The organism is Sphingobium scionense (assembly GCF_014197035.1).
GTDB classification, from domain to species: domain Bacteria; phylum Pseudomonadota; class Alphaproteobacteria; order Sphingomonadales; family Sphingomonadaceae; genus Sphingobium; species Sphingobium scionense.
The window spans coordinates 195508-220110 of the sequence record NZ_JACIEU010000003.1; the positions used below are offsets into that span (position 1 = coordinate 195508).

A 24603-nucleotide genomic window follows, 5' to 3' on the forward strand; every position below is an offset into this window, starting at 1 on the left:
CTGACATGCCGGGCGATAAAGGGTGTCGAAAGGGGATATTCTGATGGGGCTGCGATTGTCTGGCGCACTGATGCTGGCGGGACTGGCCCTGGCGGGATGTGACGGTAAGGGCGGCGGGAGCGAGGCGATCGCCGATGACGACAGCCTGATCGACTGCGCGATCGGCAAAGGCGCTTGGGCGCGGGCGTGCGGCGTCGAACGCGAGGGCGACATGCTGACCCTGCGCCATCCCGATGGCGGGTTCCGGCGGCTCAGGATCGTGCAGGACGGGCGTGGCCTGGTTTCGGCCGATGGTGCCGAGGACGCAAAGCTCACCATTATCGGCAAGGGACTGGTCGAAGTGGCGATCGGGGCGGACCAGTATCGGTTGCCCGCGACCGTGGCGGCCAAGTCGGACTGATGGTGCCCGACCCGATATTGACGGCAGAGGCCATGCGTGCGGCCGAGCGGGCGGCTTTTGATGCCGGGGTCGATCCTTACGAACTGATGGAACGAGCCGGTGCGGCGGCGGCGCAGATCATCTGGCGCGCGGGGCATCGGCGCGATGTTCTAGTCCTCAGTGGGCCTGGCAATAATGGTGGAGACGGCTTTGTTATTGCGCGAATATTGCGCGAACTTGGCGTGCCGGTGCGGGTCGCCTCCCTGGGTGACAGCCGCACCGCGTCTGCCCAGCGGGCCAGGGCATTATGGGATGGCCCGGTAGAGTCGCTGGCGGACGCCGCGCCGGCGGCGCAACTGGTCGACGCGCTGTTCGGCACCGGGTTGACGCGGGGCCTTGATGCGGCGGTGGCGGAACGCTTGGGCGCATTGGTGGCGCATGCCAATCACAGCTATGCGATCGACCTGCCCAGCGGAGTGGGAACGGATGACGGCGTGCTATTGTCTGTAGCGCCAAGGTTCGACGTGACGATTGCGCTGGGGGCGTTCAAGCCCGCGCATCTGTTGCAGCCGGCGGCCGACCTTATGGGGAGGCTGGTGCGGGCGGACATCGGCATCGCCATGCCTCGGGATGTGCATGTGCTCGCGCCGCCGCAACTCCGTGCGCCTGATGCCGTTGCGCATAAATATAGCCGGGGACTGGTTGGCGTTGTCGGCGGGAGCATGCCGGGCGCGGCTGCGCTCGCGGCTGCGGCTGCGGCTCGTTCGGGCGCCGGGATGGTGAGGCGCTATGACGCTTCGCCCTGTGAGGCTGGGCTGCATGCCATTGTTCATCAGCAGATTGAGGATCCAACTGTCCTGGGCGATGCTCTTTTCGCCCCTCGGCTGGCGTCCGTGCTGGTCGGTCCGGGACTGGGCCGGGAGGAGGGGGCGCAAGCGCGGCTCGGCGCAGTGCTGGCATGTGGGCGGCCGCTGGTGCTGGACGCCGATGCGTTGACCTTGCTGGCAGGAAACGTGGCTACCCATGTCCCGGCCGGATCGATCCTGACCCCGCACGAGGGCGAGTTCGTCCGGCTATTCGGCGATCTGCCGGGCAGCAAGATCGACCGCGCTCTGGCGGCGGCGCGCATTACGAACTCGGTCATGGTCTACAAAGGGGCTGACAGCGTGATCGCCGCGCCGGATGGCCGGGCAGCGGTGACGCGTGGCGTGTCGACCTGGCTGTCGACGGCGGGGACCGGCGATGTGCTGGCGGGCCTTGTCGCCGGGCGGCTGGCCGTGACTGGCGATCCGTTCCGCGCAGCATGCGAAGCCGTCTGGCTCCATGGGGAAGCCGCGCACCGTGCCGGCCCGGCTTTTGTCGCGGATGATTTGCTTGCCGCGCTTCCAGCGGCTATCGGCTCGCGGCTGTGACCCAAGATAATGATCTCATCCTCCGCATCGCCGCCAAGGGCGATGGCGTCACCGCCGATGGGCGGCATTTCGCACTGGTTGCCCCCGGCGACCGGATCGCCGTCGACGGCAGCATCATCGCTGGCCCCCATCATGTTGACGCGCCCTGCATCCATTTTCCCGGCTGCGGTGGTTGCGAACTGCAGCAGATTGACGAGCCGAGCCTGGCCGATTTCGTCAGCGCGCGCGTGACCGGCGCGCTGGCCGGGCAGGGCGTGGCTGCGCAAACGGTGCTGCCGGCCCATGTCTCGCCACCACGCACCCGGCGCCGTGCCTCGCTGCGCGCCGCGCGGCAGGGAAAGCGTATCACCATCGGCTTTGCCGAGCAGGGCAGTCATGTGCTGGTCGATCTGACGATGTGCGAGATTCTGGATCCGCGTCTGTTCGTGCTGATCGCGCCGCTGCGGACGATGCTGCTGACCTGCCTGCCCGACAAGCGCGCTGCGCATGTGCGGATGTCGCTGACCGATCAGGGCATCGACCTGCTGCTGGAAGGGGTGAAGGTCGAGGGGCTGGCGGCGGACGAGGCGATCGGCGATTTCGCGCGTGGGCACGAGTTGGCGCGATTGACGATCGATCAGGGCGATGGTCCGGAGACGCGCTGGGAGCCGGAGCCGGTCACCGTCAGTTTTGGCGGCGTCGCGGTCGGCTTCCCGCCCTATTCCTTCCTGCAGGCGACGCCCGATGGCGAGGCGGTGCTGGTCAAGGCTGTGCAGGATGTTCTGCCAGCGACTGGTGCTGTGGCTGACCTGTTCTGCGGCCTTGGCACCTTTGCGCTGGCGATCGGTGCCAATCGGCCGGTCTATGCCGCGGAGGGTGCACGCGATCTGGTACTGTCGCTGAAACTCGCCGGCCATCGCGCGCAGCGGCGCATGGTGGCGGATCATCGCGATCTGTTCCGTCGGCCGTTGACGCCCGACGAACTGAACCGCTTTGCTGCTGTGGTGATCGATCCTCCGCGTGCGGGTGCGCGGGAACAGGCGATGCAACTGGCACAGTCGACCGTGCCGCTGGTCGCTTATGTCTCGTGCAATCCGGGTAGCTTCGCCCGCGATGCGGCACATCTGGTGGCAGGTGGCTATGTGCTGGAGAGCGTCATGCCGGTCGGCCAGTTTCGCTGGTCCACCCATGTCGAACTGGTCGGAATTTTCCGGCGCTCCTGAGTGCGATTTCCTACGAAGTTCACACCGTTGTGAGGGGGCTTAATGCCCCAAAAGAAAATCCCTCGCTGCGAGGGGGCGAGCAGCGAGGGATATAGTCTTTCGTTCGATCTTCGGCCTGTTGTGCTGGCCGTTAGACGGGCACCCTCTCCTAAAGGGGAGCGAGGACCGTCTTAACCGAGCTTAATGACAGTTGCGCGACGGCGAGCCGGAACCGTTTCGGCATAGAGGCTGGCCATCGGCTCGTCCGACACTTCGATCGTCGATTCCGAGGTGAAGCCGTTGAAGCCGGTGCGCATTGCCGCGCCATAGGCACCGAGCATGCCGATCTCGATATAGTCGCCGACCTTCACGTCCGCCGGGAGCATGAACGGGCCGACCATATGATCCATGTCGTCGCAGGTCGGGCCATAGAAGGAGAAGCCTTCCAGCTCTTCCTCGCTCTCATCTTCGCGCAGCAGGGCGACGGGGAAGCGCCAGCCGATATGCGCCGCATCGAACAGCGCACCATAGGCGCCGTCGTTGATGTAGAGTTCCTGGCCCCGGCGGCGTTCGACGCGCACGATGATCGAGCTATATTCGGCCGACAGCGCGCGGCCGGGTTCGCACCACAGTTCCGAGGAATAGCTGACCGGCAGACTTTCGAAGCCGCGATGGATCGCTTCGAAATAATTTTCGAGCGCGACCGGCTCCATGCCCGGATAGATGGACGGGAAACCGCCACCGACATCGATGATGTCGACCGTGACGGCCGCGTCCACGATCGCGGCGCGCACGCGCTCGATCGCATCGCTATAGGCTTGGGGGCTCATCGCCTGGCTGCCGACATGGAAGCAGATGCCCAGCGCATCGGCAGCCTGACGGGTTGCCATCAGCAGTTCACGGGTCTCGCCCAGCTCCGCGCCGAACTTCGACGCCAGGCTGAGTTCCGAATGTTCGGACGATACGCGCAGGCGCACGCACAGTTCCAGATCGGTCGCATCGCCGGTGGCGCGCATGATTTTTTCCAGCTCGTCGATCGTATCGAGCGAGAAGGTGCGCACGCCATGGACATGGTAAGCTTCCGCGATCGCTTCCTCGGCCTTGACCGGGTGCATGAAGCAGAGCTTGGCCTTGCCTTCGAGCGTTTCGGCAACGAGGCGCACTTCAGCGATCGAGGCCACGTCGAAATGCGTGATACCCGAATCGAAAAGCGTGCGGATCAGATCAGGAGACGGATTAGCCTTGACCGCATAGAGCGAGCGACCCGGAAACTTCTCCGTAAAGAAGCGGGCAGCCCGAGCAGCGGCTTCGGGGCGAATCAGCGTTACCGGTGCTGCCGGTGTGAGGGTGGTCGCTACCCCCAGCGCGCTATGATGCTTGTGCAACTCAAGGGACCTCCAGTGTAGTTCAGGGCGAAAAGCTGCCTTGCGGTGGAAGTCCCATGGGGCAGCGGATGGCCGATATATGCGGCGGGGTCCCCCCTGTAAAGCGCATATGAAAATTTTGTTGCGCAACCCACTATGAAACGTGCGCCATGCTGGATGGAGCGTTGAAAAGGCATGATATTTCGGCCGGACGAAAGATGGTTTCTGCGAGATTAACGTCGTTTATCCCTGTCCGGCCGGGTAGAATCGGGAATGAAATCAGGACAGGCGGCCCTTGAAATCTGCGTAGGAAAAAGAGCGGATTTCCGTGAGCTGATCGGTGTCGGAATGCCACAGCCAGATGGCTGGTAGCGGCACGCCGTTGAAGGTGTTGGTCTTCACCATCGAATAATGGGCCTGGTCGAGGAAGGCTATACGGGCGCCCGGCTCGGCACCGCCGGGCACCCGATAATCGCCAATGATGTCGCCCGCCAGGCAGGATGGGCCGCCGAGACGCGTTATCGGGCCGTCTTCCGGCTCATGCAGCATGGCGGGGCGATAAGGTGCCTCGATCACGTCGGGCATGTGGCATGTGGCGCTGATGTCCGTGATCGCCACGGCCATGCCATTGTCGATCACGTCTAGGATTTCGCCGATCAGGATACCGGCGTCGAGCGCCATCGCCTCGCCCGGCTCGATATAGAGTTCAAGCCCGGTCTGTGCCTTGATCGCCTGAAGGAAGGCGATGAGATCGTCGATCTGGTAGTCGGCGCGGGTGACATGGTGACCACCGCCGAAGTTCAGCCATTTGAGGCCGCCGACATGGGGCATGACGAACGGCTCGATCGCCGCCCAGGTGCGCTGAAGCGGCAGGAAATCCTGTTCGCATAGGTTATGGACGTGGAGACCATCGACCCCCTCCAGATGTTTGGCGCGCAACTGGTCGATCGGGAATCCAAGCCGGCTGTGCGGCTGCGAGGGGTCATATTTGGGCACCTCACCCTCAGGATGGAGGGGGTTGATGCGCAGGCCGATGTCGAAGATGCGGCCTTCGGCACGTGCGGCATCGATCACCGGTTTCATCCTGGCGATCTGGCCGGGGCTGTTGAAGATTACATGGTCGGAAATCTTGAGGATTTCGGCCAGATCATCCGGCTTGTAGGCGGCGCAATAGGTCGCGACCTCGCCCTGATATTCCTCGCGACCGAGGCGCGCCTCATAGATGCCCGAAGCGCAGACGCCGTCGAGATATTCGCCCAGCACGGGGCCGAGCGACCACATGGAAAAGGCCTTGAGCGCGCCCAGCACCTTGATACCGGCGCGGTCGCCGATATCGCGTAGCACCGACAGGTTGCGGCGCACGGCGGCCTCGTCCACCACGAAGGCGGGCGAGGGGACGCGATACAGGTCGAAATGGGCGAAAGCGGCGGGATCGCCGGCGCGGGTTTCCATAACTACATACTCCGTCACAACGGCGAAGGGCGAAGCGAAACTGTTGCCTCGCTCCGCCCTTCGCTGGGGTCATAATCCAGAATGGGATCGTCAGAAGGCCAGCGGCGCGTCCAGTTCCTTCACCTGCCAGGGCAGGCCATGCTTGTTGAGCATGTCCATGAAGGGATCGGGATCGAACTGCTCGATGTTGAACACACCTTCGCCCTTCCAGGCGCCGGTCAACATCATGGCGGCGCCGATCATCGCCGGCACGCCGGTGGTGTAGCTGACCGCCTGGTTGCCGGTTTCGGCATAGGCGTCCTCATGGTCGCACACCTGATAGATGTAGACGGTCTTTTCCTGACCATCCTTCCGGCCGGTCGCGATGTCGCCGATATTGGTCTTGCCCTTGGTGGTCGAACCCAGGCTCGACGGTTCGGGCAGCACGGCTTTCAGGAACTGGAGCGGGATGATTTCCTGGCCATTATAGATGACCGGATCGATCCGGGTCATGCCGACATTCTGCAGCACTTCGAGATGCTTGAGGTAGGCGTCGCCGAAGGTCATCCAGAAACGGATGCGCTTGATTTCGGGATAGTGGGTGGCGAGGCTTTCCAGTTCCTCATGATACATGAGGTACATGTTCTTTTCGCCGACCTGATCGAAGTCGAACACCTGCTTGTGGCTCAATGCGGGGCCTTCGACCCATTCGCCGTTCAGCCAGTGACGCGACGGCGCGGTCACTTCGCGGATGTTGATTTCCGGGTTGAAGTTGGTGGCGAAATGCTGGCCATGGTCGCCGCCATTGCAGTCCAGAATGTCGAGCGTGTCGATGGTGTCGAGCAGATGCTTCTTGATATAGCTGGCGAACACGCTGGTCACGCCCGGGTCGAAGCCCGAACCCAGCAGCGCCATGATGCCGGCTTCCTTGAAGCGCTCCTGATAGGCCCACTGCCAGCTATATTCGAACTTGGCGGTGTCGCGCGGTTCGTAATTGGCGGTGTCGAGATAGTCGGTCTTGGTCGCGAGACACGCGTCCATGATCGCCAGATCCTGATAGGGCAGCGCCAGGTTCACGACCAGCTTGGGCTGGACCTTCTGGATGAGGGCGATGGTCTCTTCGACATTGTCGGCGTCGACCTGGGCCACGTCGATATCCACGCCGACCAGCTTCTTGACCGATTCGGCTACCTTCTCGCAGCTGATGAGGCGGCGGCTGGCCAGCGTGATGTGGCTGAAAATATCAGGGTTCATCGCCATCTTGTGGACCGCGACAGACCCGACGCCGCCCGCGCCGATGACAAGAACCTTGCTCAATTCAACTGCTCCATGATTATGGCCGCGCCAACTGCGCGAAAGCGCCCATATAGGAGCCTCGAATGACAGCGCAAAGTCAGAGTTGGTTCGGCCGTAAAAAGCCGCTGCTGGCGGGGCTCGCCCTGCTGGCTCTGGCGTCCGCGACGCCGCCTGCGACTGCGGGTGATGACGCGGTCAAGACCAGTGCGTCAAAGGGTGAGGTGCGCGTGCCCTTCGCGCCACCGCTCGATCAATCGTTGCGCTATGAGGTGTCGGCCCTGCGCAATCGAGTTGGGCAGGAGCGGCAGGCGATTGTCGAGCAGGTGCTGCGGTTTCGGCGGGAGGGGGAGGGCTATGTGCTGCGGATCGAACTGGTTAGCGGAAGCTTGCCGGGGCTTGGCGACCTGCCGTTGAAGATCGGCGATCCGAATATGCCGCCATCCTTGCGTCCGTTCATGGAACCGATGGAGTATGACGTCGATGCGGATGGCGCCGTGGTGCGGTTGCGCAATTGGGACCAGCTTAAAGGCAAGTTCGGTGCGGGCATGCAGGATATGGTCGCCCTGCTGGAGCCCGACGAGGCCAAGCGTGCGCCGGCTGCGGCGATGGTCGGCAAGATGGCCGAAGGCTTCCAGAAGCTTTCGGCCGAACAGGCTGCGCCTATGTTTCTCAAGCCCTGGACGACGTTCCTGGGCCTGGGTCGACATCCCAGGGAATTGGACGAATGGTATGAAGCCGACGTCTCGCTCGACACCGGCATATTTCCGATGCCGTTGCCTGCGACCAGCCAGATGCAATTGACACGTCCCGGCACGGCCTATCATTGGGAGCAACATACGCAGATCGATCCCAAGGCTGCGAGCGAAGCCATCACATCCTATCTGGAAACGATGATCCAGGCGAGCGGCGACAAGGCGTCAGGCACGAAGATTGCGGACATGCGCAAGGCGCTGGGCGACATCGCGATCCATGATGAGTTGGAGGCTGATATCGATCCGCTTACCGGCATGGTGACCGAAGCGAGCTATATCCGATCGATCGAAACGGGCGGACAGAAGGGCGGTAACGGCAGCCGGGTGCGACGGATGGATTAGCCGGCGTGGCGGCGGATCAGAAGCTCGCCCCGTCGACCTTCTGGATCGTGAGCGCATCGATATCGACCGAGGGCACGCAGCGCAGGTTGATCGCGCGCATTTCGCCCTGGGGCGATTTGCCGCGCGCGAAGGCCTCCGTGCCGCAGGTCTTGCAGAATTGATGCGTGATGGCGTGCTTGTAGAAGAGATAGTCGGTGAGTTGCTCGGCGCCGCTATCGAGGCGGAACTGGTCGACCGGCACGAAGGTCAGGACGAAGCCCTTGCGGCCGCAATGGGAGCAGTTGCAGCTTATCGCCTCGCTGGGCGGATCGGCATCGATCGTGAAGCTGACGGCGCCGCAATGGCAGCTTCCGCTATAGGCCATCCTCGTTCTCCTTTTGGTCCTTATGCGTCAACTGACCAGGCGCTTCAATCCCTCGATCCTATCCGCCTCCGCTGCCGGCTTGTCCTTGCGGATGCGGGCGATGCGGGGGAAGCGCATGGCGAGGCCGGATTTGTGGCGTTTGCTGTCGTGGATGGAGTCGAAGGCGACTTCGAGCACCAGCGTCTTTTCGACTTCGCGCACCGGGCCGAAGCGGGCGACCGTGTTCTGGCGGACGAAGCGGTCGAGCCATTTCAGTTCTTCGTCGGTGAAGCCGCTATAGGCCTTCCCCACGGGCAGCAATTCGCCATCTGCCGTCCAGCAGCCGAATGTATAGTCCGAATAGAAGGAGGAGCGTTTGCCATGGCCGCGCTGGGCATACATCATGACGCAGTCGGCGGTCAGGGGATCGCGCTTCCATTTATACCAGAGTGCCGCCTTGCGCCCGGCAACATAGGGGCTGTCACGGCGCTTGAGCATGATGCCCTCGATGGCGGCATCGCGGGCGCCGGCGCGGATGTCGGCCAGCGCCTCGAAATCGGGCGCGTCGATCACGGCAGACAGGTCGAAGCGGTCTGGGGATAGCTGCGCCATATAGGCTTCGAGCCGGGTGCGGCGCTGTTCCCAAGGCAGGGCGCGCAGATCGTCGTCGCCCTCGATCAGCAGGTCATAAAGGCGGACGAAGGCGGGATAGTCGGCCATCATCTTGGCGCTCACCGCTTTGCGGCCGAGCCGTTGTTGCAGGGCGTTGAAGCTGGCGGCCTCGCCTCCCTGAAATTCGCCCTTCACCAGCAATTCGCCGTCCAGCACGGCATGGCCGGTGAAGGCCTGCGCGATTTCGGGGAAGCTGCCCGTGATGTCGTCGCCACCGCGGCTGTAGAGGCGGGTTTCGCCCCCATGTTTTGGGCCGGTGCCGACGATCTGGATGCGGATGCCGTCCCATTTCCATTCGGCGGCATAGTCGGCGAGGTCGACGCTGTCGGCTTCCAGCGGATGGGCGAGCATGAAGGGGCGGAAATAGGGTGTGCCCTCCGGGTCAGGCCGGGGGCTGCGGCCCTCGGCCCAGTCGAACAACGCGGCATAGGGCGGGGCGAGGGCGTGCCAGACCTGTTCGACATCATCGACGTCGAGCCCGAAGGCCTGGGCGAAGCCGGTCTTGGCGAGGCGGGCGGAGATGCCGACGCGCAGGCCGCCGGTGGCGAGTTTCAGCAGGGCGAAGCGGCCCGAGGCGTCGAGATGATCCATCATTTGCGCCAGCGCATCGGGGGCAGCGGCACGGCTGACATTGTGGAGGCGGTCGATGACACCGGACAGGCTGAGCGAGCCGTCGTCCAGTTCGGCCGGCTCATCATGGGCGCGGGGCCAGAGCAGGGCGACGGTCTCGGCCAGGTCGCCGACATAGTCGCGGCTCATCTCGAACAGCACGGGATCTACGCGGGCGCGGATCATCTCGCCGATGACGGAGGCCTTCACCGCCTTGAGGTCGAGATTGCCGGTCAGCGCAGCCAGTGCCCAGCCGCGGTCGGGATCGGGTGCCGCGCGCATATAGGCGGCGATCAGCGCCAGCTTGCCGTTGCGCGATCGGGTATAGACGAGGCCGTCGAGCAGTTGCGAAAAGGCCCGCATCACCCGTCCTCCTCATCCTCGCGGCCCACCAGGGCGAGTGCGCGGGCGCGATATTGGTGGGTCATGCACCAGTGGAGCAGGGCTTCCTCGCGGCCGTGGGTGATCCAGGTTTCGCTGGGAGCGACCTCGCGGATCGTGTCGGTCAGCTCGTCCCAGTCGGCATGGTCGGAAATGACCAGTGGCAGTTCGACATTGCGCTGCCGGGCGCGCTGGCGCACCCGCATCCAGCCTGACGCCATGGCGGCAATCGGGTCGGGCAGGCGGCGGCTCCAGCGATCGTTGAGCGCGGAGGGCGGCGCCAGCACGATGGCGCCGCGCATTTCCTTGGCCGGCACGCCAGTCGCGCCGCGCAACTTCCCCATGTCGACGCCGAAATCCGCGTAGAGCGCACACATGCGTTCGAGCGCGCCATGGATATAGATGGGGTCATGATGGCCGCGCGCGCGCAATTCGCAGATCACCCGCTGCGCCTTGCCGAGCGCATAGGCGCCGACCAGCACGCAGCGATCGGGATTGGCATGGAGGGCATGGAGCAGCCGGTCCATCTCGCTGCCGGTGTCGGGATGGTGGAAGACCGGCAGGCCGAAGGTCGCCTCGGTCACGAAGATGTCGCAAGGGACCGGCTCGAACGGCAGGCAGGTCGGGTCGGGGCGGCGCTTGTAGTCGCCGGTCACCACCACCCGCTCGCCGGCATGGTCGAGGATGATCTGCGCTGATCCCAGCACATGGCCGGCGGGCACATAGCGGATGGTGACGCCGCCCAGCCTGATCTCCTCGCCATAGCCGACCGCCGTGCCGCTGGCCGTGCCATAGCGCAGCGCCATGATCGCCAGCGTTTCCCGCGTAGCCCAGACATGGCCGTGGCCGCCGCGCGCATGGTCGGCATGGCCGTGGGTGACGAGCGCCCGTTCCTGCGGCTGCGACGGGTCGATCCACGCATCGGCGGGGCGGACATAGATGCCGGTGGGGTGGGGTTCGATCCAGTGCGCCATCAGATGCAGAAGATGGGAAGAGCGGTCCCGGTTCCGCAAGGGGCGTCATCGTCGCGTCATCGGGCGGTCATGCGCACGACACGCGCCTGCCCTATCGGCCGACCGAACGACCCGGCAGCGAGGAGTGCGCCCATGGCCATGTCGGCCCACAAGAAAGTCACCAACGCGGTGCATCGTCACCGCCATCTGTCGAAGCAGGGGCTGCTGGAACGCGCCTTCACCTTCGCCTTCCGTGGCCTGGTCTATGCCCAGATTTGGGAAGACCCGGCGGTCGACATGGAAGCGCTGGCGATCACGCCCGACAGCCATGTGGTGACGATCGCGTCGGGCGGCTGCAATGTCCTCTCTTACCTGACCGCCGATCCGGCGAAGATCACGGCGGTCGACCTCAACACCGCCCATATCGCGCTTAACCGGCTGAAGCTGATGGCGGCGCAGACGCTGCCCGATCATGCCGCCTTCCACCGCTTTTTCGCACGGGCCGACGACCGGGCGAACATCGCTGCCTATCGCGAGATCGTGGCGCCGCATCTGGATGAGGCGACGCGCCGCTATTGGGAGGGGCGCGACATGACCGGCCGCCGCCGCATCGGCGGTTTCGCGCGGGGCATATACAAGCATGGCCTGCTCGGCCGCTTCATCGGCGCCGCGCATCTTCTGGCCCGGCTGCATGGCGTGAACCCCAGGCGGATGCTGGACGCGCGGAGCCGCGACGAGCAACTGGCGATCTTCGAGCGGGAACTGGCGCCGATCTTCGACAAGGGCTTCGTCCGCTGGCTGACCAGCCAGCCTGCCTCGCTGTTCGGCCTCGGCATTCCGCCTGCTCAGTTCGAGGCGCTGGCCGGCGATGACCGTATGGATAGCGTGCTGAAGGCGCGCCTGAAGAAGCTGGCCTGCGACTTCGACCTCAAGGATAATTATTTTGCCGTGCAAGCCTTCGGGCGCGGCTATGCGGGCGGCGAAGGGCCGCTGCCGCCCTATCTGCAGGCGGCCAACCATCGCGCGGTGCGCGACCGGGCCGAGCGGGTCGATGTGCGCCACGTCAACTTCACCGACTTCCTCGCCAGCCAGTCGGCCGCATCGTGCGACCGCTACATCCTGCTCGATGCGCAGGACTGGATGGACGACGAGCAGCTGAACGCGCTCTGGGCGCAGATCACTCGGACGGCCAGGCCCGGCGCCCGCGTGCTGTTCCGCACCGCCGGGGAACCGAGCATCCTACCCGGTCGGGTCGCCGATGATGTGTTGCAGCATTGGGACTATCGGGCCGATGCCTCGCGCGACTATACCGCTCGGGACCGGTCGGCCATCTACGGCGGCGTGCATCTCTACGTGCTGAAGGGCGCCGACGCATGAGCGGCCATGGGCAGTTGATGGACGGGGTCTATCGCTATCAGCGGCACATTTATGACCTGACCCGTAAATATTATCTGCTGGGTCGGGATGGGCTGATCGCCGATCTCGATCCGCCCGCCGGCGGGGCAGTGCTGGAGATCGGTTGCGGCACCGGTCGCAACCTGATCGCGGTCGGCAAGGCGTGGCCGAAAGCGCGGCTCTATGGCGTCGACATCAGCGACGCGATGCTGGACACGGCGCGCGCTTCGTTCGCGAAGGCGGGCTTGGCGGATCGGGTGACGCTGGCGCAGGGCGATGCCTGTGGCTTTGATCCGCAGGCGCTGTTTGGCCGGGCAAGCTTCGAGCGGGTGTTCATCAGCTATGCGCTGTCGATGATCCCCGAATGGGAAATGGCACTGGTCCAGGCGGCGCGCTGCGTGGCGCCCGGCGGCAAGCTGGAGATCGTCGATTTCGGCCAGCAGGAGGAATTGCCGGCTTTGTGGAAACGGGCGCTGTTCGGCTGGCTGGCGCGTTTTCATGTTTCGCCCCGGCGCGAACTCAACGGCGCGATCAACCGACTGGCGCAGGATATGGGCGGCTTTCCCCATGTCCGGACGCTCTATCGCGGCTATGCGGTCAGGGGCGGACTGATCCGGGTCTGATGTTGGATTTGTAGGAAAGGGCGCGCTTAACTTCGCACATTTCCCGCACATTGTGACATTTGATATCCAATGTAGGAAATCTTGTTGCCAAATGCGTGGCGGGTCAGTTTGTCCTGACCTGGCCGTCATAGCGCCATTTCAGGAGGTAGGACAGGGCGCCGCCGCAATCGGCTCGCCCCGTCCCCGTCCGATCAGGCGGCCTGACGTTCGGCCAGTTCCAGTTCCAGCCGGTCCCAGATCTCGACCAGTGCCGACACCAGGTCGCGCATCATCTCTTCATTATGGGCCGGGCCTGGGGTGAAGCGCAGCCGCTCCGTGCCGCGCGGCACGGTGGGATAGTTGATCGGCTGCACATAGGCGCCATATTCGGCGAGCAAGATATCGCTGATCCGCTTGGCCTTGACCGGATCGCCCACCATCAGTGGCACGATATGGGTGACCGAGTTCATCACCGGCAGGCCCGCGTCGCGCATCAATTGCTTGAGCTTGGCGGCCGACGCCTGCTGGCCTTCGCGCTCGGCGCTGGATGCCTTCAAGTGCCGAACGCTCGCCAGCACGCCGGCGACCAGCACGGGCGAGAGCGAGGTGGTGAAGATGAAGCCGGGCGCGTAGCTGCGGATCACGTCGACGATCATCTGGTCGGCCGCAATATAGCCGCCCATCACGCCGAACGCCTTGCCCAGCGTGCCTTCGATGATGGTCAGGCGATCGGCGACATCGTCGCGCTCCGAAATGCCGCCGCCGCGCGCGCCATACATGCCCACGGCATGGACTTCGTCGAGATAGGTGAGGGCGTTATACTCGTCGGCGAGGTCGCAGATTTCCGCGATCGGCGCGACGTCGCCGTCCATCGAATAGACACTTTCGAAGGCGATCAGCTTGGGCGCCTCGGGATCTTCGGCGGCCAGAAGTTCGCGCAGATGATCGAGATCATTGTGACGGAAGACGCGCTTTTCGCAGCCCGAATTGCGGATGCCCGCGATCATCGAGGCGTGGTTCAGCTCGTCCGAAAAGATGATGCAGCCCGGCAGGATCTTGGCGAGGGTCGAGAGGGTCGCTTCGTTCGAGACATAGCCCGAGGTGAAGAGCAGCGCCGCTTCCTTGCCGTGCAGATCGGCCAGTTCGCCTTCCAGATCGACATGATAATGGGTGTTGCCGCCGATATTGCGGGTGCCGCCCGATCCGGCGCCGACATCATGCAGGGCTTCCTCCATGGCGGCGACCACCTTGGGATGCTGGCCCATGGCGAGATAGTCGTTCGAGCACCAGACAGTGATCGGCTTCGGGCCGTTATGACCATGGAAGCAGCGGGCGTTTGGGAACGCCCCCTTGTTGCGCAGGATGTCGATGAACACGCGATAACGGCCCTCGCTGTGGAGCCGGTCGATCGCCTGCGAAAAGATGTGTTTGTAGTTCACTACGCCGTTCTTCCCGTTGCTCGCGCGCCGGTTTTCATGGTCGCGCCATCCTCTTCCTGAGGCTGGCATTTACCTGCGCGGGCGTGCCATTACCAGCGATAACCGCTCGCAACGATACGCGAATTTCCCTATCACTGTGAAAGACAGAATTCGCCATTGGACAAATGGCCTACCCTTGTTTCAGAGCGCGTCGATCCGATCAAGGCCATAGCCGGCGAGCGCATCGCGTAGCGCATCGACCTTGTCATCGACGCGGGTGAAGACGGCGATGCCGGGCGAAGGGGCGTCCGGCCAGGGCTGGCCCTGCGTCAGGAAGGCGATGCGCCGGGCGATCCCTTCGCCGCCATGGACGAAGCCCATGGGGTGCGGCGCGGCGGCGGCAAGCTCCCGTTCCACCAGCGGAAAATGGGTGCAGGCAAGCACGACCATGTCCATCCGGTCGCCGCCCGGCTGGTCGAGCAGGCCCGCCAGCGCATCGCGCGCGACAGCGGGGTCGAGGGTTTCGCCGCGCAGTTTCGCTTCGGCCAGTTGCACCAACGCGGCACTGCCATGGCGCAGCACGGTGCAGTCGGCGCCATGTTCGGCGGCGAGCCGGTCGACATAGGGCTGGCGCACGGTCGCATCGGTGCCCAGCACGCCGAACACCCGGCTTTTGGACAGCAGGGCGGCCGGCTTGATCGCGGGGACGGTGCCGACCACCGGAATGTCGAGCGCTGCGCGCACATGCGGCAGGGCGATGGTCGAGGCGGTGTTGCAGGCGATGACCGCGAGGCGCGGGCGGTAGCGCTCCACCAGCCGGCCGAGCAGGGCGGGCACGCGCGCGGCGATCTCTGCCTCGCTCTTGGTGCCATAGGGGAAGCCGGCGCTGTCGGCGGCATAGACGACTGGCGCGGTCGGCAAGGCAGCGCGGGCCGGGGCGAGGATGGACAGGCCCCCCACGCCGGAATCGAAGAAAAGGATGGGAGCGTCTGGTGCGACCGTCATGCGCGCCTGTGTCGCGGCATGGGGCGGGAGTGTCAACGGGCCGCGCTTGCAAAGCGGGCCGCGCGCTGCCAACTCGCGGGCCGACCCAAGGAGAGCATGAATGACGCAGCCCAGCATGAAGCAGAAGATGATCGCGGGCGAACCCTATCATGCGAGCGACCCGGAAATCATCGCGGACCAGTTGGCCGCAGCGGAATGGATGCGGCGTTTCAACGCGACCCTGCCACCCGAGCGCGAGGAACTGCTGCGCGAAAGGCTTGGCGCGCTTGGGGCGGGATCGACGATCCGGCCGCCCTTCCACTGCGACTATGGCTTCAACATCTTCCTGGGCGCGGGCGTGTTCCTGAACTTCAACTGCGTCATCCTGGACGTCGTGCCGGTGACGATCGGCGACGGCACGCAGATCGGCACCGGGGTGCAGATATTGACCGCCGACCATCCGCGCGATCCGGCCGAGCGCGCCACCGGCATCGAATGGGGCGTGCCGATCACCATCGGCCGCAATGTGTGGATCGGCGGCGGGGCGATCATCCTGCCGGGTGTCACGATCGGCGACGATGCGCTGATCGGCGCGGGCAGCGTGGTGACGCGCGACGTGCCGGCCGGCGCGACCGTGGTCGGCAATCCGGCGCGGGTGCGGTAAACCGATACTGCCCATTGCCCCGTGCGCCTGTCACGCTATGGTCGCGCGCAACAATCAGAACAGGCCGGCCGATTGCATCGGCTGTCCTGTTCTGGTCTTTTGATTTACCGCGTTTTCCGAGTCAGCAGCTGTTCCACCTGCTTCGAAAACGCTTTATCGGCGAATTTCATGACACCTCCCTGGCTGCTTCCCGCTTTCGTCCTGGTGCTGGGCTATCTGCTCGGTTCGATCCCCTTTGGCCTGCTGCTGACGCGCTTTACCGGCGCGGGCGACCTGCGCCAGATCGGGTCGGGCAATATCGGCGCGACCAATGTGCTGCGCACCGGACGCAAGGGGCTGGCTGCGGCGACCCTGCTGCTCGACCTGCTCAAGGGGGCGGCGGCGGTGCTGATCGGCGCGGCGCTGGTGGATGGTGGCGGGCCGATGGCGGGCGCCATGGCGTTCATCGGCCATTGCTACCCGGTCTGGCTGCGCTTTGCCGGCGGCAAGGGCGTGGCGACGATGATGGGCGTGGTGACGGCCATGTATTGGCCGGCCGGCATCGTTTTTGCCGTCGTGTGGCTGGGCGCGCTGTTCGGCACCAAATGGTCGTCGGTCGGCGGCATGGCGGCCGCTGTCAGCGCGCCGATCGCCATGGTTGCGTTCGGCCGGATCGAACTGCTGCCGGTCAGTCTTGCGCTGGCGCTGATCGTGCTGTGGCGGCACCGCGCCAATATCACCCGGCTGATGAAGGGCGAGGAGCCCAAGGTCGGCAGTTCCAAGCAGAAAGCCGCCGCCGAGTGAGCGGGCAGGAGCGGTTCGACCGTCTCCGCCTGATCCGATCCCCCCGGATCGGCCCCGTCAGCTACCGCCAGTTGCTCGCTCGCTTCGGTAGCGCGGACGAGGCGTTGCGTGCCATTCCCATGCTCGCCGCGCGGGGTGGGGGCGAGGCGCGGGTGGCCGATGCCGCCGCGATCGAGCGCGAGATCGCCGCCACCCGTGCGACCGGCGCCCGCTATCTGCTGATGGGCGATGCCGACTATCCTGCCCTGCTGGCCGAGATGGAGGGCGCGCCGCCTGCGCTGATCGTGCGGGGCGACGCGGCGATCACGGCGCGGCCCTGCATCGCCATGGTCGGCGCGCGCAATGCGTCGGCTGCGGCCTGCCGCTTTGCCCGCATATTGGCGCAGCAACTGGGCGATCGGGGCGCGGTGGTCGTATCCGGCCTGGCGCGCGGTATCGATACCGAGGCGCATCGCGGGTCGATCGACAGCGGCACGATCGGCGTGATCGCCAGCGGCATCGACATCGCTTTCCCGCCCGAAAATGCCGCCTTGCAGGAGGATGTGGCGGAGCGCGGCCTGCTGGTGACCGAGCATCCGCCCGGCACCCAGCCGCTTGCCCGGCACTTCCCTGCGCGCAACCGGATCATCGCGGGCCTGGCGCTGGGCACGGTGGTGGTGGAGGCGGCGCCCAAGTCCGGGTCGCTGATTACCGCAAGGCTCGCGACGGAGGCGGGGCGCGAGGTAATGGCGGTGCCGGGATCGCCGCTCGACCCGCGGGCGCAGGGCTGCAACCTGCTGATCCGGGAGGGCGCGACATTGGTGCAGAATGCCGACGATATCTTGGAGGCGATCGGCGGGCTTGATCCCCGCATGGTGCGGCAGGGCAGTTTCGACTTCATCGGCCAGCCGGTGTCGAGCGATGTCGCCGATGCCGACCGCGCTGCGGTGATCGTGCTGCTGGGGCCGGTCGCGGTGGCGGTGGACGAGATCATCCGCCTGTCCGGCCTGTCGCCCGCCGTGGTGCAGACGGTGCTGCTGGAACTGGAACTGGCGGGCGGGCTGGAACGGCAGGCCGGCGGACGGGTCAGCTTGCGGTAGACGATTACTCCCCGGATGTGATCAATCCCACCAAAAGAACCACCAATCTGACTCCATGAGTCCGGCCGCCAACGGAGCCAAGGTGTCCGTGCCTTGATAGACGATGTCCGCGCAGTAGAAAAACTGGTGGCGAGCAAGGGTTAGCGCTTCCGCCCGCGTCTTCGGACGTCTGGCAACTCGCATGTTGATCGTATCGCCGTTGATGCCGATCAGTTCTGCGCCATAACGATCATGCCAGTATCGCATGGCAGCCACATGGATTTCGGGAGAAGGGCAGGCGTTCCAGTTGCCCCATCGCAGATAGGCTGGCACTTCATAGGAATTGGGTGTGGGTATGATCAGGATGTGAACGTGCGTTAACGGCTTGCCGGTCAGTATATCGCTGGCGATGGTGAAGCCCGGTTGAGCATCGGTCGTCGAAGTTGGCCATGCCCCTTCGTCTGGCATCGCATCGTCTTCAGGATCGCTACCATATTCATCACGCCAAAGCTGCTCGAATATTTCAGGTGTTCTGACGGCGTTTGAAGCTGCGATTATTTCAGCAGGTGTAGTCGGTGAGCTTGCTGAAGCGTTGGCAGGTTGCGGGAAGACCGCATTAACTTCGAGACTAAACTGTTCGGCGATACGGTCGAGCGCTTCATCGTCGCCGATGACCACGGGCCAGCCTTCACCTGAATTCCGAAGGCGTGTCCACTCCGTGAGCGCATTCGCTCCAGCCACTGTAACATATCGATAGGGCAGGGCTGCGCGGATACTCTGCTGCATAGCGGATGCAGCATCAACAGGACTGACATTGCCATCATTCAAAGCAGCGCGTGCATTTTGCCTGCTTCCATTCAGGAAGGTCGTTGCCGCTGCCATCAACATGGCCAAAAAATTCCGCCGCATCATTCGCTGCTCCGCTAGGAACGAGTTGGTCGGGGGTAAGCGATTCGTCATTGATGCCATTTGTCAGATTGGCTTGACGCGCTACGTGTTTGCTCCCCACCTTACACACACACGCGTAAGCAGCTACTGGACCCACATGCAACTTGTCATTGTCGAATCGCCGGCCAAGGCGAAGACCATCGAGAAATATCTGGGTGGGGATTTTCACGTCCTCGCCAGCTACGGCCATATTCGCGATCTGCCCGCCAAGGACGGGTCGGTGGACCCGGACGACGGCTTTGCCATGTCCTGGGAAAATTATGGCGACAAGGGCAAGCAGCTGAAAGCCATCGCCGACGAGGCCAAGAAGGCGACGCGCCTGATCCTCGCGACTGACCCTGATCGCGAAGGGGAAGCGATCAGCTGGCATGTGCAGGAAGTGTTGCGCGCCAAGAAGGCGCTGCCCTCCGTCGTGGACCGGGTGACGTTCAACGCGATCACCAAGGCGGCGGTGCTGGACGCGATGGCCAAGCCGCGCGCGCTGGACGAGGATCTGATCGACGCCTATCGGGCGCGCCGCGCGCTCGACTATCTGGTGGGCTTCACCCTGTCGCCGGTGCTGTGGCGCAAGCTGCCCGGCGCCAAGTCGGCCGGCCGCGTGCAGTCGGTCGCGTTGCGGCTGGTGGTGGAGCGCGAGCGCGAGATCGAGAGCTTTACCCCGCAGGAATATTGGTCGGTCGCGGCCGAGATGGAGCAGGGCGGGCAGGGCTTTACCGCGCGCCTCGTCCGCTGGAAGGGCGAGAAGATCGACCGCCTGACCATCGGCAAGGAAGGCGATGCCATGGCCGCCAAGGCGGACGTGGAGGCCGGGCGCTTCACCGTCGACAAGGTCGAGACCAAGCCGCTCACCCGCAATCCGCCGCCGCCCTTCACCACCTCGACCCTGCAGCAGGAAGCTGCGCGAAAGCTGGGCTTTTCCGCCAGCCACACGATGCGGATCGCGCAGCAGCTCTACGAGGACGGCGCGATCACCTATATGCGTACCGACGGCGTGCAGATGGACGGAAGCGCCATCTCGGCCGCGCGCAAGGCGATCGCGGAGCGCTATGACGGCGGATATCTGCCCGAAAAGCCGCGCCAATATCAGACCAAGGCGAAGAATGCGCAGGAAGCGCACGAAGCCATCCGCCCGACCGAGTTCCATCGTGACAAGGTTGGCGGCGGCGATCATGCGCGCCTCTACGACCTGATCTTCAAGCGGGCGCTGGCGAGCCAGATGGCCTCGGCCCGGCTGGAGCGCACCACCATCGACATGGTCGACGGCAGCGGCAGCCACACGCTGCGCGCCACCGGCCAGGTGGTGATCTTCCCCGGCTTCCTGGCCCTTTATGAGGAAGGCCGCGACGATGCCGAGGATGACGATAGCAAGCTGCTGCCGCGCCTGAGCGAAGGCGATGCGCCGGCCAAGAAGAAGGTCACGGCCGAGCAGCATTTCACCCAGCCGCCGCCGCGTTACTCCGAAGCCTCGCTGGTCAAGAAGCTGGAAGAATTGGGGATCGGTCGCCCGTCGACCTATGCCTCGACGCTGCAGGTTCTGAAGGACCGCGACTATGTGAGGATCGAGAAGAACCGCTTCTTCGCCGAGGAAAGCGGGCGTCTCGTCACGGCTTTCCTGGAGCGCTTCTTCGAGCGCTATGTCTCCTATGACTTCACTGCGGGTCTTGAGGACGAGCTGGACGAGATCAGTGGCGGCCGTGCCCAGTGGCAGGAAGTGCTCGAAGCCTTCTGGAAGGACTTCAAGCCCAAGACCGCCGAGATCATGGAGCAGAAGCCGTCCGACATCACGGCCGAGCTGGACAAGTTCCTGGAGCCGATGCTGTTCCCGCCCAAGGCGGACGGCAGCAATCCGCGCGCCTGCCCGCTCTGTGCTGACGGCCAGCTTTCGCTGCGCGGCGGCCGCTTTGGCGCGTTCATCGCCTGCTCCAACTATCCCGAGTGCAAATATACCCGCAAGTTCGGCCAGCCGGGTGGCAGCGATGGCGCTGATACCGGGCCGGAGGTGCTGGGCCAGCATCCCGAAACCGGACAGGACATCGTCAAGAAGTCCGGCCGTTTCGGTCCCTATATCGAGATGGGCGAAGGCAAGGAGGCCAAGCGGGGGTCGATCCCCAAGGATCTGCCCGATGGCGAGATGACGCTGGACTGGGCGATCAAGCTGCTGAGCCTGCCGCGCGAAGTCGGCCTGCACCCGGAAACGGGCCTGCCGATCGTCGCCAATATCGGCCGTTTCGGTCCCTATCTGCTGCATGACGGCAAATATGGCCGCCTGTCCTCCACCGCCGAGATTTTCGAGGTGGGCATGAACATGGCCGTCGCCAAGCTCGCCGATGCGGCGAACAAGGGTGGTCGTGGCGGATCGTCGCGCGAGCCGTTGAAGGTGCTGGGCAAGCATCCGCGCACCGAGGCGGAGATCAAGCTGATGGCGGGCCGTTATGGCCCCTATGTCACCGACGGCACGACCAACGCGACCCTGCCCAAGACGATCGAGCAGGATGCGCTGACGCTGGAGGAGGCGGCCCAGCTGATCGACGCCCGCGCGGCGGCGGCCCCGGCCAAGAAGGGCAAGAAGGCACCGGCGAAGAAGCCTGCCGCCAAGAAGCCGGCGGCAAAGAAGGAAGCGGGCGAGAAGAAGCCCGCTGCCAAGAAAGCCCCGGCCAAGAAGAAGGCGGAGACCGCCAAGGCATGATCGGCGCCATGGCGGGGCGTGCCTGCGCGATCGTCGCCCTGCTGCTGTCGGCGGCCAGCCCCGCGCTGGCCGCCGAACCAGAGGTCGTGCGCTTTCAGGTCGGCGACAAGGAACTGCACTGGACCGTGCCGGAGGGCTATTGCCCGCCCAAGGGGCCGATGGCGTCGCTGGCACAGATGATGGCGACCATGGACACGCAGAATGTCACGGTCCTGACCCTCTATGCCTGCGATGCGACGCTGACGAAGCTGGATCGCTATATCCTCGTCAAGGCGCCGGTCGCGGCGCTGATGGCAACGCTGGAGCGGGATCAGTTCCTCACGCTGATGGAAGCGGAGTTCGACACACCGGCGTTCAAGGCTTTCCTGGAAAAGGGTGATGTGAACGGGACCATCGACAAGGGGATGGAGACTCTGTTCGGCGCCAAGACCCAGACCAGCGGCAAGGTGGTGCCGATGGGGATGGACGATAGCTGTGCGATCATCGGTGGATCGATGACGATGCAGACCCAGCAGGCGCAGGTGGCGATCGGCGTTGGCGGTTGCCTGACGGCGGCGGCGGGCAAGGCGATCCTGGTCGCCGCCTATGAAGGCTATGACGGGCCGGACACGGTCCGCACACTGGTGCAACGGTCGCGCGACTTTGCCCTGTCGATCATCGCGGAGAATGAAGCGCCGGCAAGCTGAGGCGAAATCACGTAAAAATATGACCCGCGCTTGAAATTCCACGTTACCCGTGCTGACCATGCGGCCTGGCCGTTCGGCCCAATGTCAGAACAGGGGTTTGATACCGTGACAATGATATCCCGTTTGCTGCTGTCGGCGGCAATGGTGGCCGGCGCCTGTGCCGCGCCGGCAATCGCGCAGCCCAAGCAGGTGCTGACCCACGAAAGCTTGTGGATGATGAAGCGCGTCGGCGCGCCGGTGGCGAGCCCGGACGGCAAGTGGGTGGTCTATTCCCTGAGCGAACCTTCCTATGAGAAGGATGGTGCGGTCAGCGACCTGTGGATCGTGCCGACCGACGGATCGGCGGCGCCGCGCCGCCTGACCGCGACCAAGGCGGGCGAGGGCGATCCGGCCTGGGCATCTGACAGTCGCCGCATCGCCTTTTCCGCCAAGCGCGAGGGTGACGATGTCGCGCAAATCTATGTGCTGGACCTGGCCGGTGGTGAAGCCCGCCGCGTGACCAGCATCCCGACCGGGGCGGGCAAGCCGATCTGGCGGCCCGATGGCCAGGCGATCCTGTTCGAAAGCGCGGTCTATCCCGGTGCGATGGATGCCGCCGCCAACAAGAAGGCGGCCGAGGAGCGCAAGGCGCGCAAGTATAATATGCGCGTCTATGAGCATTTCCCGATCCGCTACTGGAATGACTGGCTGGACGACAAGCGGCCGAGCCTGTGGCTCCAGCCGCTGGCGGAAGGGGCGCCGGCCCGCGATATCCTTTCCGCGACCAAGCTGGCGCAGGCCGATGGCTTTGGCGGCAACGCCCAGAGCGACGGCGGCATGACGCTGGCCCCGGTCTGGAGCCCGGACGGCAAGGAGATCATCTTCACCGCCACCACTGAGCGCTGGAATGCCGCCCATGCCCGCGTCAATTTCGGCCTCTATCGCATGCCGGCCGACGGCGGCGAGCCAGTGCTGGTGACGCCGACACCGGGCGAATATGGCGACATGAAGTTCACGCCGGACGGCAAGAGCCTGATCTTCAAATATAATAGCCAGGGCGAGGAGGTGTATGATCTGGCCCGCCTGCAGCGTGTCGCCTGGCCTGCGGGTGGCGCGGCGATGCCGTTGACCGGGGCGTTCGATCGCGAAGTGGACGGCTATGCCGTGACGCCCGACAGCCGCACCCTCTATCTGACCGTGCCCGATGCGGGCATGGAAAATCTCTATCGCGTCGCGGTGAGCGGCGGCACGCCCGAACTGGTGATCGCGCCCAAGGTCGGTGGCTATGCCGGGATCGACATTCCGTCGGATACCAAGTCGACGCAGATCATCGCCAGCTATGGCAGCTCGGTAAACCCTGCGGAAATCGTGCGGATCGACCCGGCGGCCAAGCGGCACAAGAACCTGACCAACGTCAACACCGCGCTCGCCGCGACGATCGATTGGGCCAGCCCGGACCATTTCTGGTTCACCACCGACAAGGGGCGGCGCATCCACAACATGATCGTCACGCCCCCGGCGTTCGACCCGGCGAAGAAATATCCGCTGATGGTGCTGATGCATGGTGGCCCGGCATCGTCCAACATGGACCAGATCGGCCTGCGCTGGAATTATCACCTGCTCGCCAGCGCCGGTTATGTCGTGCTGATGACCGACTATACCGGCTCGACCGGCTATGGGGAGGCTTTCTCGCGGGCGATCAAGCTCGATCCGCTGCGTGGCCCGGCGAACGAGATCAACCAGGCGGTGGATGAGGCGGGCAAGCGCTATGCCTTCATCGACACCGCCAATGCCTGCATCGGCGGCGCCAGCTATGGCGGCCATCTCGCCAACTGGATGGAGGCGACCACCACCCGCTACAAGTGCATCGTCAGCCATGCCGGCGAAGTCGACCTGCTGACCCAGTGGGGCACCAGCGATTTCAACTATGGCCGCGAAGTGGCGAGCGGCGGTCCGCCCTGGGGCGACAGCCCGGTCTGGCGCGACCAGAGCCCGATCACTTATGGCAAGGACTGGAAGACGCCGATGCTGCTGACGGCGGGCGAGCGCGATTTCCGCGTGCCGCTGGCGAACACGCTGGAAACATGGTCGACCTTGCAGCGCATGCAGGTGCCCAGCCGCCTGCTGATCTTCCCCGATGCCTGGCACTGGATCACCAAGCCGGAGGACAGCCGCCAATTCTACCGCGAGGTGCAGGGCTGGCTGGCCCATTATCTGAAAGGGGCGCCAGAAGTGAAGGGCGGTCCGTTGGCTGCGCCGGGCATCAGCGCCAAGCAGGACTGATC

The 24603-nt window shown here is 64.7% G+C and carries 21 protein-coding genes; 12 read left to right on the forward strand and 9 right to left on the reverse strand.

Annotated elements, in window-relative coordinates:
* Positions 1 to 43: 43 nt before the first annotated feature.
* The 3 genes from GGQ90_RS04580 to GGQ90_RS04590 are packed head-to-tail and all read left to right on the forward strand — an operon-like array spanning position 44 to position 2993.
* Positions 44 to 400: a hypothetical protein gene (locus tag GGQ90_RS04580; protein WP_188081040.1), complete on the forward strand. Its 357-nt coding sequence runs from the start codon at positions 44 to 46 to the stop codon at positions 398 to 400.
* Positions 400 to 1791, forward strand: coding sequence for an NAD(P)H-hydrate dehydratase (locus tag GGQ90_RS04585; protein WP_188081041.1), 1392 nt, complete (start codon positions 400 to 402; stop codon positions 1789 to 1791). Before GGQ90_RS04580 ends, GGQ90_RS04585 begins: the two co-directional genes overlap by 1 nt.
* Positions 1788 to 2993 (forward strand): class I SAM-dependent RNA methyltransferase, encoded by a 1206-nt coding sequence (locus GGQ90_RS04590; protein WP_188081042.1) that lies wholly within the window; start codon positions 1788 to 1790, stop codon positions 2991 to 2993. Before GGQ90_RS04585 ends, GGQ90_RS04590 begins: the two co-directional genes overlap by 4 nt.
* Positions 2994 to 3163: 170 nt before the next feature.
* Here GGQ90_RS04590 and GGQ90_RS04595 read toward each other — a convergent pair whose 3' ends face one another.
* From GGQ90_RS04595 to GGQ90_RS04605, 3 genes are all read right to left on the reverse strand, one after another.
* Positions 3164 to 4357, reverse strand: a complete 1194-nt coding sequence (locus GGQ90_RS04595; RefSeq protein WP_188081043.1) for a type III PLP-dependent enzyme — start codon at positions 4355 to 4357, stop codon at positions 3164 to 3166.
* 258 nt (positions 4358 to 4615) lie between these two features.
* A complete protein-coding gene (locus GGQ90_RS04600) occupies positions 4616 to 5788 on the reverse strand; it encodes a carboxynorspermidine decarboxylase (RefSeq protein WP_188081044.1) in 1173 nt (390 codons plus the stop codon).
* Between the two features lie 90 nt (positions 5789 to 5878).
* Positions 5879 to 7084 (reverse strand): saccharopine dehydrogenase family protein, encoded by a 1206-nt coding sequence (locus GGQ90_RS04605; RefSeq protein ID WP_188081045.1) that lies wholly within the window; start codon positions 7082 to 7084, stop codon positions 5879 to 5881.
* A gap of 62 nt (positions 7085 to 7146) precedes the next feature.
* Between GGQ90_RS04605 and GGQ90_RS04610 the strand changes: the two genes are divergently transcribed.
* Positions 7147 to 8157: a hypothetical protein gene (locus GGQ90_RS04610; protein ID WP_188081046.1), complete on the forward strand. Its 1011-nt coding sequence runs from the start codon at positions 7147 to 7149 to the stop codon at positions 8155 to 8157.
* A gap of 16 nt (positions 8158 to 8173) precedes the next feature.
* Here GGQ90_RS04610 and GGQ90_RS04615 read toward each other — a convergent pair whose 3' ends face one another.
* Genes GGQ90_RS04615 through GGQ90_RS04625 form a run of 3 tightly spaced genes read right to left on the reverse strand, consistent with a single transcriptional unit; the run spans position 8174 to position 11136 of the window.
* A complete protein-coding gene (locus GGQ90_RS04615; RefSeq protein WP_188081047.1) occupies positions 8174 to 8521 on the reverse strand; it encodes a GFA family protein in 348 nt (115 codons plus the stop codon).
* Between the two features lie 27 nt (positions 8522 to 8548).
* Complete coding sequence (locus tag GGQ90_RS04620; RefSeq protein WP_188081048.1) at positions 8549 to 10144, reverse strand: cisplatin damage response ATP-dependent DNA ligase; 1596 nt, start codon at positions 10142 to 10144, stop codon at positions 8549 to 8551.
* The gene (locus GGQ90_RS04625; protein WP_188081049.1) at positions 10144 to 11136 is read right to left on the reverse strand and encodes a ligase-associated DNA damage response exonuclease; all 993 of its coding nucleotides are present in this window, start codon (positions 11134 to 11136) and stop codon (positions 10144 to 10146) included. Before GGQ90_RS04625 ends, GGQ90_RS04620 begins: the two co-directional genes overlap by 1 nt.
* A 132-nt stretch (positions 11137 to 11268) precedes the next feature.
* Between GGQ90_RS04625 and GGQ90_RS04630 the strand changes: the two genes are divergently transcribed.
* Positions 11269 to 12492, forward strand: a complete 1224-nt coding sequence (locus GGQ90_RS04630; RefSeq protein WP_188081050.1) for a BtaA family protein — start codon at positions 11269 to 11271, stop codon at positions 12490 to 12492.
* The gene (locus GGQ90_RS04635) at positions 12489 to 13133 is read left to right on the forward strand and encodes a class I SAM-dependent methyltransferase (RefSeq protein WP_188081051.1); all 645 of its coding nucleotides are present in this window, start codon (positions 12489 to 12491) and stop codon (positions 13131 to 13133) included. The genes GGQ90_RS04630 and GGQ90_RS04635 overlap by 4 nt, the downstream gene beginning before the upstream one ends.
* Before the next feature lie 191 nt (positions 13134 to 13324).
* On the opposite strand, the gene hemA is transcribed toward GGQ90_RS04635, so the two are convergent.
* Both hemA and murI read right to left on the reverse strand, forming a co-directional pair.
* Entirely contained in the window at positions 13325 to 14551 is a 1227-nt protein-coding gene (gene hemA / locus GGQ90_RS04640) for a 5-aminolevulinate synthase (protein WP_188081052.1), read from the reverse strand.
* Between the two features lie 180 nt (positions 14552 to 14731).
* Complete coding sequence (gene murI / locus GGQ90_RS04645; protein ID WP_188081154.1) at positions 14732 to 15535, reverse strand: glutamate racemase; 804 nt, start codon at positions 15533 to 15535, stop codon at positions 14732 to 14734.
* Between the two features lie 100 nt (positions 15536 to 15635).
* Between murI and GGQ90_RS04650 the strand changes: the two genes are divergently transcribed.
* The 3 genes from GGQ90_RS04650 to dprA all read left to right on the forward strand — a co-directional run bounded on the left by GGQ90_RS04650 (position 15636) and on the right by dprA (position 18040).
* A complete protein-coding gene (locus GGQ90_RS04650) occupies positions 15636 to 16178 on the forward strand; it encodes a sugar O-acetyltransferase (protein ID WP_188081053.1) in 543 nt (180 codons plus the stop codon).
* Between the two features lie 168 nt (positions 16179 to 16346).
* Positions 16347 to 16961 (forward strand): glycerol-3-phosphate 1-O-acyltransferase PlsY, encoded by a 615-nt coding sequence (gene plsY, locus GGQ90_RS04655; RefSeq protein ID WP_188081054.1) that lies wholly within the window; start codon positions 16347 to 16349, stop codon positions 16959 to 16961.
* Positions 16958 to 18040 carry a DNA-processing protein DprA gene (dprA, locus tag GGQ90_RS04660; protein ID WP_188081055.1) on the forward strand — a complete coding sequence of 361 codons (1083 nt, stop codon included), beginning with the start codon at positions 16958 to 16960 and terminating at the stop codon, positions 18038 to 18040. The genes plsY and dprA overlap by 4 nt, the downstream gene beginning before the upstream one ends.
* 21 nt (positions 18041 to 18061) lie before the next feature.
* Here the strand turns inward: dprA and GGQ90_RS04665 are convergent, their stop codons facing one another.
* Entirely contained in the window at positions 18062 to 18931 is an 870-nt protein-coding gene (locus GGQ90_RS04665) for a DUF4253 domain-containing protein (protein ID WP_188081056.1), read from the reverse strand.
* Between the two features lie 133 nt (positions 18932 to 19064).
* Between GGQ90_RS04665 and topA the strand changes: the two genes are divergently transcribed.
* The 3 genes from topA to GGQ90_RS04680 all read left to right on the forward strand — a co-directional run bounded on the left by topA (position 19065) and on the right by GGQ90_RS04680 (position 24601).
* Positions 19065 to 21653 (forward strand): type I DNA topoisomerase, encoded by a 2589-nt coding sequence (topA, locus tag GGQ90_RS04670; RefSeq protein ID WP_188081057.1) that lies wholly within the window; start codon positions 19065 to 19067, stop codon positions 21651 to 21653.
* Positions 21650 to 22339, forward strand: coding sequence for a hypothetical protein (locus GGQ90_RS04675; protein ID WP_188081058.1), 690 nt, complete (start codon positions 21650 to 21652; stop codon positions 22337 to 22339). Before topA ends, GGQ90_RS04675 begins: the two co-directional genes overlap by 4 nt.
* Before the next feature lie 111 nt (positions 22340 to 22450).
* Entirely contained in the window at positions 22451 to 24601 is a 2151-nt protein-coding gene (locus tag GGQ90_RS04680) for a S9 family peptidase (RefSeq protein ID WP_246428135.1), read from the forward strand.
* The last annotated feature ends 2 nt before the right edge of the window (positions 24602 to 24603 follow it).